Origin of the sequence: Streptomyces sp. NPDC052036 (assembly GCF_040680495.1) — a bacterium.
Taxonomy (GTDB): Bacteria; Actinomycetota; Actinomycetes; order Streptomycetales; family Streptomycetaceae; genus Streptomyces.
On record NZ_JBFAWW010000056.1, the window covers coordinates 12,819 to 29,832 of the forward strand.

The following is a 17,014-nucleotide window of genomic DNA, read 5'->3' on the forward strand; positions in this document are numbered from 1 at the left end:
GGTGGAAGGGTCCCACTAACGCCGCGTACATGTCAGGGCCCAAAGTGATGTTGGCTCAAAATCGATTGGCTGGTTAATGTTTCGGAAATGTGAACGGGCGCCGCCCCGGAGGTTCGAACCTCCAGGGCGGCGCCCTGTCTGCGGGGCTCTGAACTGCGGGTTACGGGAAGGTGATCTTCCAGCTGTTGATCTTGCCGACGTCCTGAGCCGCCTGGTCCTGGACCTTCAGCTTCCAGGTGCCGTTGGCCGTTTCCGACGAGGCGTTGACCGTGTAGGTGTCGGTCACGTTGTCCGCGGAGTCGGAGGAGCTGAAGTTCTTCAGCCGGTACGCGGTGCCCGACGGGCCGATCAGGTCGATCACCAGGTCACCGCGCCAGGTGTGGGTGATGTTCGGCGTCACCTGGAGGTTGTTCGGAGCGTTGCCGGTACGGCCGCTCACGGTGATCGACGAGGTCACCGCCGGTCCGTTGTCCGGGATCGAGACCGGGGTCGTGCTCTCGTACGACGTCCCGCCGCCGGAGCCGCCGCCGGAGCGGGAACCGACCGCGATGGCGGCCCACGCGTCCTGCACGGCCTTGTACTCGGCGCCCGTGGTGCCGTACAGCTCGCCCGCCGCCGCCAGCGTGCCGGTGCGGGCCGACGCGTAGTTGGTGGTCGAGGTGAACTTCGTGGTGAGCGCCCGGTACCAGATCTGCAGCGCCTTGTCCCGGCCGATGCCGGTGACCGGAAGGCCGTCCGCCGTGGGCGAGTTGTAGCTGACGCCGTTGATCACCTTGGCGCCGCTGCCCTCGCTCAGCAGATAGAAGAAGTGGTTCGCCGGGCCGGACGAGTAGTGCACGTCGAGGCCGCCGAGCCCGGAGTACCAGCTGTCCTTGGACGCCCCGTCCTTGCTGGGCTTGTCCATGTAGCGCAGCGGGGTGCCGTCGCCGTTGATGTTGATCTTCTCGCCGATGAGGTAGTCGCCCACGTCCGACGAGTTGTTGGCGTAGAACTCCACACCCGTGCCGAAGATGTCGGAGGTGGCCTCGTTGAGGCCGCCGGACTCACCGGAGTAGTTCAGGCCCGCGGTGTTGGAGGTGACGCCGTGGCTCATCTCGTGGCCGGCCACGTCCAGCGCGGTCAGCGGATCGGCGTTGCCGGACCCGTCGCCGTACGTCATGCAGAAGCAGCTGTCGTCCCAGAACGCGTTCACGTACGAGTTGCCGTAGTGCACGCGGGAGTACGCGGCCTGGCCGTCGTTCTTGATGCCGCTGCGGCCGAAGGTGTTCTTGTAGAAGTCCCAGGTCTCCTGCGCGCCGTAGTGGGCGTCCGCGCCCGCGGTCGCGGCGTTCGACGTGGTGCCGTTGCCCCAGGTGTCGTTCGACTGGGAGAACAGCGTGCCGGTGCCGGAGGAGCCGTGGTTGAGGTTGTACGTCTTGTGCCCACCGCGCGAGCCGTCGTTCAGCGTGTACGTCGACCCGGACTGCGTGGTGGTCAGCGTGACCTGGCCGCTGTACTGGGTGTTGCCGACACCGGTCTCGATGCCCTGGTACCGGAACAGCTCCTTGCCGCTGGCGGCGTCGGTGATGACGTGCAGCTGGTTCGGGGTGCCGTCGTCCTGGAACCCGCCGATCACCGTCTCGTACGCCAGCGCGGGCGTGCCGTTCGCCGCCCAGATCACCTTGCGGGGTGCCCGGTCGGCGTCGGTCTTCTTCGAGCCCTCGGCCCGCGCGACGGACAGCGCCTGCTTCTCGGCCGTGGCGGCGGTCAGGGCGGGCGTGAGCGAGGCGACCTTGATGGTGGCCGAGGTGGCCTTGATGACCCGCTGGGTCTGACCGGACTTGGCGGTGTCGACCACGAGGTCGCCGCCGAGCACCGGGAGGCCCGCGTAGGTGCGCTCGTAGCGCGTGTGCACGGTGCCGTCGGCGTCCTTCACGACATCACGGACGACCAGCTTCTCCTGGGCGCCGAGCCCGATCGCCCGGGCGGTGTCCGCCTTCGCCGTGTCGGCGTCGCGCAGCAGTTCGGCGCGCTGCGAGGGGGACAGCTTCAGGGTCATGTGGGCGGGGTTGATCTTCCCCGTCCGGAGGCCGACCGGGACGGCGCTCGCGGCGCCCGACTGGACGGCGGCGGCCAGCAGCGCGGAGACGCCGACGAGGGCGACGGCAGCGGCGCGGCGGGCGGGGGTGTGGGAGGTGCGTCTGCGAGAGGAACTGCTGCTCAACACTGACTCCTTCTGCGTGGCCGCGGGTCGCGCGGCCAGGGGAGACCGGACGGAGGGTCGCCCGTCCGGGCAGAACAAGGGCGGAACGCGGAACCAGGTGCATGAAGGTGACGGGCCACGACACAGCGGTGGAGCAGTGGGGTTGCTGTGGGGTTGCTGTGGGGTTGCTGTGGGGTTGCTGTGGGGCGGCCGTGGGAAGCGTGGCAGAGACCGCAGAGATTGTCAGGATCGCATCAATAAGTTGGCTGGAAATGGTCCGTTGCCCGGATAGTCATGTTCGCTATACGAACTGTTCAGACGGGTGTGCTGAGAGCGTGGTCCGGAGTGTGGGCGGCGGCGGCCGGTTCCGGACAGTCCGGCACGCGATTTTGGACAACGCGAAGGCCCCGTCGGCATCGCCGACGGGGCTCCGGTCGCCGTATCAGCGCCCTGGCAGACAACGTTTGCACGGGGCAACCGTTGCCTGTCGGGGCACTAGAGAGTCATCTCGGCGATCTGCAGCTGCTGGATCTGGCTGGTGCCCTCGATGATCTCCTGCACCTTGGCGTCCCGCAGATGCCGCTGCACCGGGAAGTCCGGCCCGATGCCGTTGGCGCCGTGCAGCTGTACGGCGTCGTTGGCAGCCGCGAAGCCGGCGCGGGAGGCGACGTACTTGGCGATCAGGGTCTGGCGGATCGCGTCCTTGTGGTGGCGGGCCCGCAGGACACCGGCCTGGCGGCACAGCAGCCGCGCCGCCTCGACCGAGGAGATCATGTCCGTGAGCATCCGGCGCACCAGTTGGTGGTCCCTGAGCGGTACGCCGAACTGGGTGCGCTCGCGGGTGTACTCCAGGCTCGCGGTGAGACATGCCTGGGCCAGGCCCACCGAGCCGTAGGCCGTGCTGTAGCGGCCGTAGTCGAGGGAGCCGGTGGCGAGCAGATCGAAGGTGAGCCGGCCGCGGCTGATCAGATGCGACTCGGGCACGACACAGCCGTCGAAGGTCAGCTCCGCCAGCTCGGAGGCGCGCAGGCCGAGCAGACCGGAGATCGGCTCGGTGCGGAAGCCGTCCGTGCCGCGCTCCACCACGAAGGCCGCGGGCTCGTCCTCCAGCCGGGCGAAGACCAGGAAGATTCCGGCGCGCTGACCGAAACTCATCCATTTCTTCCGGCCGTTCAGGACATACCCCGCCCCGATACGCTCGGCGGTCATCGAACCGTTGCGCGCGTCACTGCCGGCCTCGGGCTCGGTCAGGGCGAAGGCGCCGACCGTCTCCCCGGTGCCGATGCGCGGGACCCAGCGGTCGGCCTGCTCCTTGGTGCCCCACTTCAGGATCGCGTGCGCGACCATGCCCTGCACGGCCACCAGATTGCGGATGTTGCCGCAGCCCCGGCCGAGTTCCTCGCTGAGCAGACCGTAGGTCTCCACGTCCATGGCGCTGCCGCCCGCCTCGAACGGCAGTGTCGGCACCAGGAGGCGGGATTTGCCGAGGAGTTCGACGATCGAGTCGGGCAGCTGCTGCTCCCGGTCCCAGCGGTCCGCCTCGGGCACGAGGTGGTCGTCGACGAAGGCCGCGAAGGACGCCCGGTCCTCCTGCTGCTGCGGCGAAAGTCCGTACAGCACCGTGTCCACCCTCACATCTCCCGTGTGACCGCGTCGGGCCAGCGTGCCGGATCGCCGCCGTGCTGGCTGAGGAACGCGTGGACCAGCCGCTCCAGGCCGAACCCCACACATCCGCTGGCTATCGAGCCGCCGCCCGGGCTCGTGATGTCGAAGGAGTCCCCGAAGAAGTTGCCGTGCAGGTTGAACGAGCCCACGGCGATCGACCGGTCGGCGGAGACCGGCAGGAGCAGCTCGAACTTCAGCTCCATCATGCGCTGGGAGAGGATCTTGCCCGCGGTGTCGGCGTTGGTGAAGAAGTGGTCGCTCGCGACCTCGCACCGGCCGGTCAGGTCCAGCTCCTCCATCAGCGAGAACGCCTGCTGCATCACGGTGTTCCGGCACTCCGCGGCGAACTCCGGGGAGCCCATGAAGACGATCTCCCGGATGGTGAAGTCCCACAGCCGCTCCAGGCTGGTGTGGTAGCGGGACTCGTAGCGGAACGCCTTGCCGCGCGCCGTGACGACCATGTCGCCGTCCAGCCGTCGCCCCTGGAACTGGTGGAAGCTGTGGTAGCACATCGTCGGCGGCAGGCAGTAGGCGTGGTCGGAGCAGTGCTCGAACAGATCGTCCGGCAGGCGATGTTCGGCGGTGTAGCGCTCGACGAAGGACTGGTAGACGTCCAGGTCGTTGTGGAGCCGGGTGACGAACATCGGGAACTGCGGGAACGACCCGAAGTAGCCGAACCGGTCCAGCACGCTCGTCGGCAGCAGCGTCGGATACTGGTACTCGCGGGCCGACTCCAGGCTCAGCGCGATGGCCCGCAGCCGCTTGTCGAGAAAGGCGAAGAGGGAGATCAGCGGCTCGCCGAAGCCGACCTGGCCCTCCCCGGAGACCACCACGGTGCCCTGCTCCACCAGCTCCGGGAACGTGTCGGCGAACGTGTCCCGGCGCACCGGGGACTCCCAGACGACCCGGGGTGCCAGCGGGCGCTGGGGCAGGATCTGCTCGGCCACCACGCGGTTCACCTTTGCGGCGACCTCCGCGGAATCCGCGCCCGCGGTGGAATGCAGGGTGAGTTCGACGCCTGTCACGGATCCCTCTTCGCGGGTCAGCTCGAATTCCGCGATCGAGCTGGACACGAAGAAGATCCGCTTCATCAGCTCGGGGGCGAGGGATTCCGGAACCCCGTGTGAAAGGCGCACATGTACGGTAGGCATCGAAGGGCCCTTCCCCTTGTCGACTCCTTCAGGCACCGGTTTTCAGACGGTGGCCAGTTTTCGGGACACCAGCTCGTCGATCCGGTCGATCGTACGGAAATTGTCGAACTGCAGATCCTCGCCGGTGATGGAAACGCCGAACTCCTGCTCGACGAAGAGCACCAACTGCATCACGAACATCGAACGCACAAGGCCGCGCTCGAAGATGTCCTCGTCGTCGCCGACGGTCGACTCGGAGATGTTGTCGAGAATGAACTCGCGAATGGCTTCCTTGTTGCCGGCGCTGTCGGCCATGGTGCCCCGTCCTCCCCTTCAGCCGCGCTTCGCGGCCTGGTAGCTGAAGAATCCCTGTCCGCTCTTGCGTCCGTGCAGGCCGGCGTCCACCAGCTTGGTCAGCAGCGGGCAGGGGCGGTACTTGCTGTCCTTGAACTCGTCGTACAGCACCTCGATGGAGAGCAGCACGGTGTCGAGGCCGATCAGATCGGCGGTCTCCAGCGGCCCCATGGTGTGGCCGAAGCACTCCACGAACAGCCGGTCCGTGTCGGCGGCCGAGGCGACGCCCTCGTGCACCAGATACGCGGCCTCGTTGACGGTCAGCATCATGACGCGGTTGGTCACGAACCCTGGGCTGTCGTTCACCACGATGCTCTTCTTGCCCATCGAGGACAGGAACTCGCGCGCGGTGTCCACCGTGGATGCGGAGGTGTGGAAGGCCCGGATCACCTCAACCGTAGGCTTCAGCGGTACCGGGTTCATGAAATGCATGCCGATCACGTTCTCGGGCCGGCCGGTCAGAGCGCCCAGCCGCGTGATCGAGATGGCCGAGGTGTTGACCGCGACGACGACGTCCGGGCGCAGGATCTCGCCGAGCCGCTCGTAGATCGGCTGCTTCACCGACCACCGCTCGGTGGCGTTCTCGACGACCAGATCCGCCTCGGCCAGGTCCTCGATCTTCGTGGTGAAAACCGTCTGGTCGGCCAACTCCTCGAAGGTGAGGGGGGATCCGGGGGCCAGCATCGCGTAGAGACGTACGTCGTCGCGGAGTTGCCTGCGAGTGCGCTCCAGGACCTCCTCGGTGCGGTCGACCAGGATCACCCGGTAACCGGCCTGGCGGAGCGCGACGGTGACGCCCCGTCCCATCACCCCGGCCCCGATCACACCCACGGTACGAACGTTCACCATCACTGTCCCCTGTCTCCCCGCAGTGGAGTGTTGTCCTGGCAGCTGTGGTCGCAAGCTGCCGGGCAGGCAAGAAATTGGTGTTTAACAAATGGCGAATGAAGCGCTCCGCCGACGGCGCAACGGCGCTTCCCCCCAGACCATTTCGGCCAAGTATCACCGATCGGAGCAGGACGGTACCGGCGCCGAACCGACAACACCAGTACCGAGTCGAGCGCCGGGAAGCCTACCCGTGCACCAGCATGCCCCCAAGTGATCAGCAGAACAAGATCCCTGATGGACAGTAACCCGTGAGAGTGCTGATCATCCAGGCGGCACGACGAGGAAGCGGAAGTTGGGCGACTGTGGATCTTTAGTTCGCGAAGCCCCTTGCGCTGAAGGCACCTTGGATGCCTAGTCTGGCGTCGACTCCGCTTCACGCGGCACGGCCGTAACTGTCCAAATCGTCCTGTGGCCCGAGCAATTGATACTGCCCAGCCGCCGGACTTCCATACCATTCGTCCAACAGCCTTTGATTGCTGATTGCATCCGGGGGAGCCAGGCGATGAGCGACGCGCGCGACAGGCGGGGACCGAACACGGGGAAGCCGTCCAGTGCGTGGTTCGGAGCCGTCGCCGCCGTCCCGGACACAACAGTGCACGAGCTGTTCGAGCGGGTGGCACGAGCCGAGCCCGCCGCGGGCGCCCGTCACCCCGGTGGCAGCGAGGCGGTCGCGGTCGTCCACGGCGCACGGCACACCACCTACGGCGAACTCGACGCGATGGCCGACCGCGTCGCCGGGCGCCTGCGCGACCTCGGGACCGGCCCCGGCGAACCCGTCGCCCTGTGCCTGGAGCGCGGCCCCGCACTCTTCGCCGCGATGCTCGGCATCCTCAAGGCGGGCGCCGCCTACGTCCCGCTGGACGCCGGGGACCCGGACGAACGGGTACGGCACATCATGGAGCAGGCCGGTATCCGTGTCGCCGTCACCGACGGCTCCCGCGCCTTCCCGGCGGACACGGTCCGCGTCCCGGTCCGGGACGAGGGGGGTGCCCTCGCGGACGGGGCACGACCGGACGGCGACGAGCGGAACGCGGCCGGCCGGCGCGGCGCACCCGACACGCCCGCCTACGTCGTCTTCACCTCGGGATCGACGGGACGCCCCAAGGGCGTCGCGATGACCCACCGCTCCCTGGTCAACATGCTCACCTGGCACGACCGCAGCCGCCCCGGCAGCTGCCGGTCGAGGACCGCCCAGGTGTGCGCGGTCAGCTTCGACTTCTCCTTCCACGAGATCTTCTCCACGCTGTGCTTCGGCGGCACGCTGGTCCTCGCCGACGAGGACGTGCGCCGCAACTCCTTCGCGCTCGCCGACTTCCTCGCCGAGCAGCGCGTCGAACGGCTCTTCGCGCCGGTCACCGTGCTGACCCAGCTCGCCGAGGCCGCCCTGGACAAACCCGCGCCCCCGGCGCTCCGCGAGGTGATCACCACGGGGGAGCGGCTGCGCATCACCCCCGCGCTCCGGGAGCTGTTCGGCCGCACCGGGGCCCTGCTGCACAACCACTACGGCGCGACGGAGTTCCAGGACGCCACGACCTGCACCCTCACCGGCGACCCCGCCGCGTGGCCCGCGAGCGCGCCCATCGGGCTGCCCCTCGACAACGTCCAGGTGTACGTCCTCGACGGGGACCTGCGGCCCGTGCCCGACGGCACCGAGGGCGAGCTGTGCATCGCCGGGGCGGGCGTGGCGGGCGGCTATCTCGGCCGGCCGGACCTGACGGCCGAGCGGTTCGTGGCCAACCCCTTCGGGGAGGGCACGCTGTACCGTACCGGCGACCTCGCCCGTGCCCTGCCCGACGGCACCGTCGACCACCTCGGACGCCTGGACGACCAGGTCAAGATCCGGGGCGTCCGCATCGAGCCCGGCGAGGTGGAGGCGGCCCTCGCCGCCCACCCCGACGTCGCCGAGGCCGTCGTCCTCGCCCATGACGTGCACGGCCACCAGCGGCTCGTCGCCCACCTGGTGCTGCGGCCCGGGGCGGCCCGCGACGGCGCCGTCCGGCGGCTGCGCGACCACCTCGCGGACCGGCTGCCGGGCCCCATGGTGCCCGACGCCTACGACGTGCTGGACGCGATGCCGCTGACCTCCAGCGGCAAGACGGACCGCCGTCGGCTCACCCCGCCCGCCGTGTTCGAGCGGCTCTCCGACACCGCCCCGGTGAGGGCCGGCACGGACACCGAACGCCTGCTGGCCGAGGTGTGGCAGGACGTCCTCGGGCTGGACACCGTCGGCGTCCACGACAGCTTCTTCGACATCGGCGGCACCTCGCTGCACCTGGTCACGGTCCAGCGCCGACTGTCCGAGCTGCTGGGCCGGGCCCTCCCGGTCGTCGATCTGTTCCGCCACCCCACCGTACGGGCGCTCGCCGCCCACCTCGACGACGCCGCGGCCCCCGCCACCGGGCGCCGCCGCCCCCGCCGTACGGGCGCGGCCATGGCCGGGGCCGACATCGCGATCATCGGCATGGCGGGCCGCTTCCCCGGCGCCGGGGACACGGAGACGTTCTGGGAGAACCTGCGCGACGGCATCGAGTCCGTCACCCGGTTCGGCTCGGACGAACTGGACCAGGCCGACCGGCGGCTGCTCGATCACCCCGACTATGTGCCGGCCGGCGCGGTGCTGCCGGACATCGACCTGTTCGACGCGGCGTTCTTCGACATCACCGCCAAGGACGCCGCCACCGTCGACCCCCAGCAGCGCGTCTTCCTGGAGTGCGCGTGGGAGGCCTTCGAGAACGCCGGATACGCGCCGGGCGAGGAGCTGGGGCCGGTCGGTGTCTTCGCCGGGTCCGGCATGAGCACGTATCTGGTGAACAACCTCGTCCCGCACTTCGGCTATCCGCACGGCGGCCCGTTCATCGAGGCCGACATGATCCAGTTCCAGCTGAAGCTCGGCAACGACCGCAACTACCTGCCCACCCGCGCCTCGTACAAGCTGGGCCTGCGCGGCCCGAGCGTGAACGTGCAGACCGCCTGCTCCACCTCCCTGGTCGCCGTGCACCTCGCCTGCCGCAGTCTGCGGTCCGGCGAGAGCGACATGGCGCTGGCCGGCGGTGTGTCGATCGTCGTACCGCAGAAGGGCGGCTACCTCCACGAAGAGGGCATGATCCGCTCGCGCGACGGGCACTGCCGGGCCTTCGACGCCCGGGCGGAGGGCACGCTCTTCGGCAACGGCTGCGGTCTTGTGGTCCTCAAGCGGCTCGACGACGCCCTCGCTGACGGCGACCGGATCGTCGCGGTCATCAAGGGCTCGGCGGTCAACAACGACGGCGCGGACAAGGTCGGTTTCACCGCGCCGAGCGTCGAGCGGCAGGCCGAGGTCGTGAAGGACGCCCTCGACGACGCGGGCGTCGACTCCGCGAGCGTCGGCTATGTCGAGGCGCACGGCACGGGCACCGCGATGGGCGACCCCATCGAGATCGCCGCGCTCACCGAGGCGTTCCGGTCGGGCACCGAGCGGCCCGTCGCCGTCGGCTCCTGCGCCATCGGATCGGTGAAGACCAACATCGGGCATCTGGACGAGGCGGCCGGTATCGCCGGGCTGATCAAGACCGCGCTCGCCCTGGAGCACCGGACCCTGCCGCCCAGCCTGCACTTCACCGAGCCCAACCCACGGATCGACTTCGCGTCCGGGCCGTTCCACGTCAACACGGCCACCACCGCCTGGCCGGAGGGGGAGACCCCGCGCCGGGCCGGAGTCAGCTCCTTCGGCATGGGCGGCACCAACTGCCATGTCGTGCTGGAGGAGGGCCCCGCCGCCGAGCCCGGCGCACGGCCCACGCCCGAGGACCCCCAGCTGCTCACCCTCAGCGCGCGCACGCCCGAGGCGCTGCGGGAGCTGGCGGACCGCTACACCCGGCACCTCAAGGAACGCCCCGGGCTGCCGTTCGCCGATGTGTGTTTCACGGCGGCGACCGGCCGCCGCTCGTTCGAACACCGGCTCGCGGTCGTCGCGGCGGCCGCCGAGGAGGCCGTCGACGCGCTCGGTGCCGAGGCCGCATCCGGTCGGACGGCCCTCGTGCCGGGCGGCCGGACCGCGTTCGTCTTCAGCGGCCAGGGATCGCAGTACGCGGGCATGGGACGCGAGTTGTACGACACCCAGCCCGTCTTCCGCGCGGCGCTCGACCGCTGTGCCGAGCTGCTGGCCGGGCGGCTGCCCAGGCCGCTGCTGGAGGTGTTCTTCCCCGCCGAGGGCGAGGACTCCCCGATCGACTGCACCGCGTACGCCCAACCCGCCCTGTTCGCCTTCGAGTTCGCCCTCGCCGAGCTGTGGGAGTCCTGGGGCGTACGGCCCGACGTGGTCATCGGCCACAGCCTCGGCGAGTATGTCGCGGCCTGCCGCGCCGGGGTGTTCTCCCTCCAGGACGCGCTGACCCTGGTCACGGAGCGCGGCCGGCTGATGGGCGCGCTGCCCGGCGGCGGCCGCATGGTGTCCGTGGCCGCGCCCGAGGACGAGGTGGACCGGCTCATCGCCCCGCGCCGGGACACGGTCTCGATCGCAGCGGTCAACGGGGCCAGCTCCACCGTCGTGTCCGGCGACGGGGCCGCCGTCGCGGAGATCGTCGCGGCCCTGGACGAACGCGGCCTCCGCCACCGCGAACTGACGGTCTCGCACGCCTTCCACTCACCGCTGATGCGGCCCGTGCTGGAGCGGTTCGCGGAGGTCGCCGCGTCCGTCCGGTACGCCCCGCCCCGTATCCCGGTCGTCTCCAACGTCACCGGCGAGCCGGCCGGCGAGGAACTGGCGCGCGCGGAGTACTGGGTCGAGCACATCATGCGGCCGGTGCGGTTCGCCGACGGCGCGGCGGCCATGGCGGCGTCCGGCGCGGACGTCTTCCTGGAGATCTCCCCCCGCCCCACACTGCTGCCGTTCGTGAACGAGCAGGTCGCCGACCGTTTCCCCGCCCGGCTGGTGCCGAGCCTGCGACGGGGCGGCGAGCAGCGCCAGCTGCTGGCGGCGGCGGGCGCCCTGTGGGAGGCCGGACGGCCGGTCGACCTGCGGCGGCTCCACGCACCCGGCCGGCGCCGGCGCGTCGCCCTGCCCACGTACCCGTGGCAGCGGCGACGGCACTGGATCGACGCCCCGGCCGGGGCCGCCTCCCCGCCCGCCGCGCGGGCCGAGTCCGCACCGCTGATCGGGCGGCGGCTGGACCTGGCCGACAGCGACGACGTCCGCTTCGCGTCCGTGGTGGGCGTACGGGATCTGCGCTGGCTGGGCGACCACCGGGTGTTCCAGACGGTGGTGATGCCCGGAGTGGCCTATCTGGCGACGGCGTTCGCCGCCGGACAGGAGGCCTTCGGCACGGAGGGCGTCGAACTGCGGGACTTCTTCATCCACCGGGCCATGACCTTCCCCGACGAGGGCGTCGACCGGGACATGCAGACCGTCCTGAAACCCGAGAGTGGGCAGTCGGGGGACGCGTACGCGCTGCGCATCCACTCCCGGCCCGCCGGGGCGGCCGGTACCGAACCCTGGACCACGCACATCTCGGGACGGCTCGCGCCGGGGCCCGAGCGGACCGGGACCGCCCCGGCCGAACCCCTGGCGGAGCTGACGGCCCGCTTCACCGGGGAGGTCCCGGTCGAGGAGATCTACCAGGGCGAACGGGAACGCGAGATCGACCTCGGACCGCTGTTCTGGGCCACCGAGCGCCTGTGGCGCAAGGACGCGACCTGTCTGTCCCGTATCGCCCTGCCGAGCGAGCTGACCGACGAGGCGCCGCACCACCGGATCCACCCGGTGCTGCTCGAAGCGTGCTTCCTGGCGCTGACGGTCACCTACCCGGAGAAGTACGGGCGCCGGACCTATGTACCGGTCGGCGTGGAACGCATGCTGTTCCACGAGCGGGTGGGCACCTCGGCGTGGTGCCACGCCCGGCTGCGGCCCGCGGACAGCGACGACCCCGAGACCCTGCACGGCGACGTGGACCTGTACGACGGCGAGGGCCGGGTCGTCCTCACCATGGAGGGCGTCCTGCTCAAGCGGGCCCAGCGGCAGGCCATGCTGGGCCGCCCCGGGGCCGCCTGGCGCGACTGGCTCTACCGGACCTCATGGACACCGGAACCGGCCGCCGTACCGGAGCCCGCGGGCCGCGGCGGGCACTGGCTCGTCCTGTCCGAGGGGCCGCTCGCCCCCGCGCTGACCGAGGCCGCCCGGACCCACGGGGCCACGGTCCGCACCCTCGACCCCTCCGGCGCCGACGGCCCCGAGGACGTCGGGCGCCTGCTCGACCACGCGCTCGCCGGCATCGACGGACGCTGCGACCTGGTCGTGGCCGCCTGGCCCGCCGAACAGCCCGGGACCGCCGGGGACGACGGCACCGGGCCCACGGCCCCCGTCCACGCGGACGCGGCGCTCCGGCACGGCGTACGGCTGCTGCACCTCGTCCGGGCACTGGCCGGGCGGGGCGAGCGCACGCCCCGGCTGTGCGTGGTGACCCGGGGCGCGCAGGCCGTGGCGGGCCACGAGGTGACCGACCCGGCCCAGACGGTCCTGTGGGGCCTTGGCCGAGTGGTCGGGCTCGAACAGATGGATCTACGACCGGTACAGATCGACCTGGACCCGGCGCGCCCCCTCCCCGCACAGGCCACCGCGCTCGCCGCCGAACTGGCCCTGGCCGCCGGGGGCTCCGACGAGAACCAGATCGGCCACCGCGACGGCACCCGGCACCTGGCCCGGCTCACCCGGACGGCCCCTGCGGCCACCGACGGCCCGGCCGTCTCCCCGGACGCCACCTACCTGGTCACCGGCGGGCTCGGCGGGCTCGGCCTTCAGACCGCTCGGCTGCTGCACGAGCAGGGCGCGCGCCATCTGGTGCTGGCCGGACGGGGCGCGCCCGGTCCGGCCGCGAACGAGGTGATCGACGAGCTACGGGCCGCCGGCACCCGCGTGCACACCGCGGCCGTCGACGTCGGGGACGAGGCCGCGCTGACGGACTGTCTGCGGCGGATCGCCGACGATCCCGAACTGCCCCCGCTGCGCGGGGTGCTGCACCTTGCGGGCGTCCTCGACGACGGGGTGCTCGGCGAGCAGACCGCGCAGCGATTCGCCCGGGTGCACGGCCCCAAGGCGAACGGGGCCTGGCTGCTGCACCGGCTGACCCGGGACCTGACGCTGGACCTCTTCGTGCTGTTCTCGTCGGTGTCCTCCGCGCTGGGCGCGCCCGGCCAGGCCAACTACGCCGCCGCCAACGCCTACGCGGACGGTCTCGCCTCCTACCGCCGGGGCCTCGGGCTGCCGGCCCTGGCCGTGCAGTGGGGCTCCTGGGCCGGGGCGGGCATGAGCGCCCGGCTGGGCCTCGACGAGAAGCTGGAGCGGATGGGCGAGGGCGTCATCCCGCTGCGCCAGGGCGTGGACGCGCTGGGCGCGCTGCTCGGGGCCCGCCCCGAGGGCGGTGCGATCGCCGTCCTGCCCATCGACTGGCCCCGGTTCCTGGAGCACCAGATCGGCCCCGTCCCGTTCCTGTCCGGGTTCCGGACGCGCCCCGCGGCGGGCGCCGCCCCCGCCGGGTCCGCCACGTTCCGCGACCGGCTGGCGGCCGAGCACCCGCTGCGTCGCCGGCGGCTGCTCGCCGACACGGTGTGGGAGCAGGTCGTGCACGCCCTGGGCTCGGACACCGGACTGGAGCCGGACGTGGGCCTGTTCTCGCTCGGCCTGGACTCACTGGGCTCCATCGAGCTGCGCAACCGGCTGGGGACCGTGCTGGGCTGCCGACTGAGCCAGACCGTCGTCTTCGACTACCCGACGCTGTCGTCCCTGACCGGGCACCTCGGCGAGGTTCTGGGTCTCGACGACGACACGGACGCGACCACGGACGACGACACCGCGGGCGGGGCCGAGGAGCCCGGGGACACCGACGGCTCGGGGGCCGACGACGTGGCGGAACTGCTGGCCAAGAAGCTGGGGATCGGGAACTTCGACCATGCGTGAGAAGAACGACCGCTACGAGGCCCTGCTGAAGGGGGCCCTGGCACGGATCGAGGAACTGGAGCTGGAGGTCGCCCGGACCCGCTCCGGCGCGGGGGGCCGGGAGCCGGTCGCGATCGTGGGCATGGGGTGCCGCTTCCCGGGCGCCGGGAGCCCGGAGGCGTACTGGCGGCTGCTGGCCGAGGGCCGCGACGCGATCACCGAGGTGCCCGCCGACCGCTGGGACGTGGACGCCTACTACGACCCCGACCCGGACGCCCCCGGCCGGATGTCCACCCGGCACGGCGGCTTCCTGGACGACCTGGCCGGCTTCGACGCCGCGCTGTTCGGCATCTCCGCCCGCGAGGCGGCCGGCGTCGACCCCCAGCAGCGGCTGCTGATGGAGGTGTCGTGGGAGGCGTTCGAGGACGCGGGCATGCCCGTGAAGAGCCTGCCCGCCCGCACCGGGGTCTTCGTCGGCATCAGCAACGTCGACTACCGCGAGGCGATGGTGGCCCAGGGCGCCGACGCCCTGGACGGCTACTTCAGCTCCGGCAGCACCACCAGCACGGCCAGCGGACGGCTCTCGTACTTCCTCGGACTGACCGGCCCGTCCCTCTCCGTCGACACCGCCTGCTCGTCCTCCCTGGTCTCGGTGCACCTGGCCGTGATGAACCTGCGCTCCGGAGCCTGCGACGCGGCGCTCGCCGGAGGCGTCAACCAGATCGTCACCCCGCACGAGACGATCAGCCTCTCCAAGGCGCGCATGATGGCCCCGGACGGCCGCTGCAAGCCCTTCGACGCCGCCGCCGACGGATACGTACGTGCCGAGGGCTGCGGAATGCTCGTCCTCAAACGGCTCGCCGACGCCCGACGGGACGGCGACCGGGTGCTCGCCGTCATCCGGGGCAGCGCCACCAACCAGGACGGGCACCGCAGCGGACTGACGGTGCCGCACGGCCCGTCGCAGCAGGACGTCATCCGGCAGGCGCTGCGGGACGCGGGCGCCGAGCCGCACGAGATCGGCTACGTCGAGGCGCACGGCACCGGCACGGCGCTCGGCGACCCCATCGAGGCCGCCGCGCTCGGCGCGGTCTTCGCCGGCCGGACCCGACCCCTCGCGATCGGCTCGGTCAAGTCGAACCTGGGGCACCTGGAGGCGGCGGCCGGTGTCGCGGGCGTCATCAAGGCGGTTCTCGCGCTGCGCGCCGGCGCTGTCCCGCCCACGTTGCACCTCGACCGTCCGAGCCCGCTGATCGACTGGGACGAACTGCCCCTGAAGGTGCCCACCGCCCTGGAGCCCTGGCACGGGGACCGCCGCCTGGCCGGAGTCAGCTCGTTCGGCTTCAGCGGCACCAACTGCCATGTGGTCCTGGAGGGCCCGGCCGCCGAGGACGCGGCCGTGCCCGAAGCGGAGCCGTCCGCCGACGGGGCTTTCCATGTACTGACCGTCTCGGCCGCCACCCCGGCGGCGCTCGACGAGGCGGCGGCGCGGATGGCCGCGTTCGTCGCCGACGGCGCGGGCGGGGCGTCCCTCGCCGACGTCTGTCTCACCGCGGGCGCCGGGCGCAGCCACCTCGAACACCGCCGGGCGGTCGTCGCCGACTCCGCCGCCGAGCTGGTCCGCGGGCTCACCGACGGCGGCCCCGGCACCTTCGACGGACAGGTCCGGGGCGCGCGCTCGGTCCCCGAGGTGGCGTTCCTGTTCACCGGGCAGGGCTCCCAGTACCCGGACATGGGACGGGAACTCTACGAGACGCAGCCGGTGTTCCGCCGGACCGTCGACGAGTGTGCGGAGATCCTGGACCCGATCCTGGGCCGCCCGCTCACCACCCTGCTGTACCCGGATTCGGCGGACGCGGACACGGCCGCCGAGGAGCTGCGGAACACGCGCGTCACCCAACCCGCGCTGTTCGCCGTGGAGTACGCCCTGGCCAGGCTGTGGCGGTCGTGGGGGATCGAGCCCGTGGCCGTGCTCGGGCACAGCGTCGGCGAGTACACCGCCGCCTGTGTCGCCGGGGTGTTCTCCCTCGCCGACGGTCTGCGTCTGGTCGCCGAGCGCGCCCGGCTGATGCAGGAGCTCCCGCCCGGCGGTGTGATGGTCGCGCTGCGCGGCCGGCCCGACCTGGTCGAGGACGTCGTACGACGCTATCCGCTGGTGTCCGTCGCCGCCGTCAACGGCCCCGAGGACGTGGTCGTCTCGGGCGACGGCGCCCAGGTGCGCGAGGCGGTCGCCGAACTCGGCGGGCACGGTGTCACCGGGCGTGATCTGCGCGTCTCGCACGCGTTCCACTCGCCGCTCATGGAGCCCGTCACCGCGCCCCTGACCGACGCGGCCCGCTCCGTCCGGTTCACCGCGCCCCGCATCCCCGTGATCTCCAACGTCACCGGCGGACCGGTAGGCGCGGAGGAACTGTGCGACCCCGGCTACTGGGCACGGCACACCCTGGCCCCGGTCCGTTTCGCGGACGGCCTGCGCGCCGTGCACGCCTCGGGTGCCCGCGCCTTCGTGGAGATCGGGCCCAGGCCCGTGCTGCTCGGCCTGGGCCGTGGCGCTCTGCCCGACGCCGACGCGCTCTGGCTGCCCAGCCTGCGCCCCGGCCGTGACGGGCGTGAACTCCTCGGGAGCCTCGCCACGCTCCATGTCCACGGTGTCCCCGTCGACTGGGCGGCCTTCCACCAGGGCCGCCGCCCGGCAGGGCGCCGCGTCGCCCTCCCGACCTACCCGTTCCAGCACGAACGCCACTGGTTCAGCGAGGAACCCCGGCCGACCGCGCCGGTCCGGCCTGCCGCCGGTGCTGCTGCGGAGTGGGCGGAGTGGTTGGTGGGTGTGGAGTGGTCGGAGGTGGCTGGGGAGGGTGTGGGCCCTGGGTTGTCGGGGCGGTGGTGTGT

The 17,014-nt window shown here is 71.6% G+C and carries 7 protein-coding genes; 2 read left to right on the forward strand and 5 right to left on the reverse strand.

All coding sequences use genetic code 11. From position 1 onward, the window contains the following. Nucleotides 1–160 precede the first annotated feature (160 nt). The 5 genes from AB0L95_RS39060 to AB0L95_RS39080 form a co-directional block, all read right to left on the reverse strand. A complete protein-coding gene (locus AB0L95_RS39060) occupies nucleotides 161–2,203 on the reverse strand; it encodes a M4 family metallopeptidase (protein ID WP_365170962.1) in 2,043 nt (680 codons plus the stop codon). A gap of 474 nt (nucleotides 2,204–2,677) precedes the next feature. Beyond that, nucleotides 2,678–3,811, reverse strand: a complete 1,134-nt coding sequence (locus tag AB0L95_RS39065) for an acyl-CoA dehydrogenase family protein (protein ID WP_365170964.1) — start codon at nucleotides 3,809–3,811, stop codon at nucleotides 2,678–2,680. A gap of 2 nt (nucleotides 3,812–3,813) precedes the next feature. Continuing rightward, the gene (locus tag AB0L95_RS39070) at nucleotides 3,814–4,998 is read right to left on the reverse strand and encodes a hypothetical protein (RefSeq protein WP_365170966.1); all 1,185 of its coding nucleotides are present in this window, start codon (nucleotides 4,996–4,998) and stop codon (nucleotides 3,814–3,816) included. A 42-nt stretch (nucleotides 4,999–5,040) separates the two neighbouring features. Continuing rightward, complete coding sequence (locus AB0L95_RS39075; protein WP_365170968.1) at nucleotides 5,041–5,292, reverse strand: acyl carrier protein; 252 nt, start codon at nucleotides 5,290–5,292, stop codon at nucleotides 5,041–5,043. 18 nt (nucleotides 5,293–5,310) lie between these two features. After that, the gene (locus tag AB0L95_RS39080; RefSeq protein WP_365170970.1) at nucleotides 5,311–6,180 is read right to left on the reverse strand and encodes a 3-hydroxyacyl-CoA dehydrogenase family protein; all 870 of its coding nucleotides are present in this window, start codon (nucleotides 6,178–6,180) and stop codon (nucleotides 5,311–5,313) included. A 541-nt stretch (nucleotides 6,181–6,721) separates the two neighbouring features. On the opposite strand from AB0L95_RS39080, the gene AB0L95_RS39085 reads away from it, so the two are divergent. After that, a complete protein-coding gene (locus AB0L95_RS39085; protein ID WP_365170972.1) occupies nucleotides 6,722–14,146 on the forward strand; it encodes a type I polyketide synthase in 7,425 nt (2,474 codons plus the stop codon). Further along, on the forward strand, nucleotides 14,139–17,014 hold a 2,876-nt coding region (locus tag AB0L95_RS39090), incomplete at its 3' end, for a type I polyketide synthase (RefSeq protein WP_365170974.1). The genes AB0L95_RS39085 and AB0L95_RS39090, both read left to right, overlap by 8 nt.

Coding starts and splice junctions, on each gene's coding strand:
- AB0L95_RS39075 (WP_365170968.1), bottom strand. CDS start 5,292: ATGGCCGACAGCGCCGGCAACAAGGAAGCCATTCGCGAGTTCATTCTC.
- AB0L95_RS39085 (WP_365170972.1), top strand. CDS start 6,722: ATGAGCGACGCGCGCGACAGGCGGGGACCGAACACGGGGAAGCCGTCC.
- AB0L95_RS39070 (WP_365170966.1), bottom strand. CDS start 4,998: ATGCCTACCGTACATGTGCGCCTTTCACACGGGGTTCCGGAATCCCTC.
- AB0L95_RS39080 (WP_365170970.1), bottom strand. CDS start 6,180: ATGGTGAACGTTCGTACCGTGGGTGTGATCGGGGCCGGGGTGATGGGA.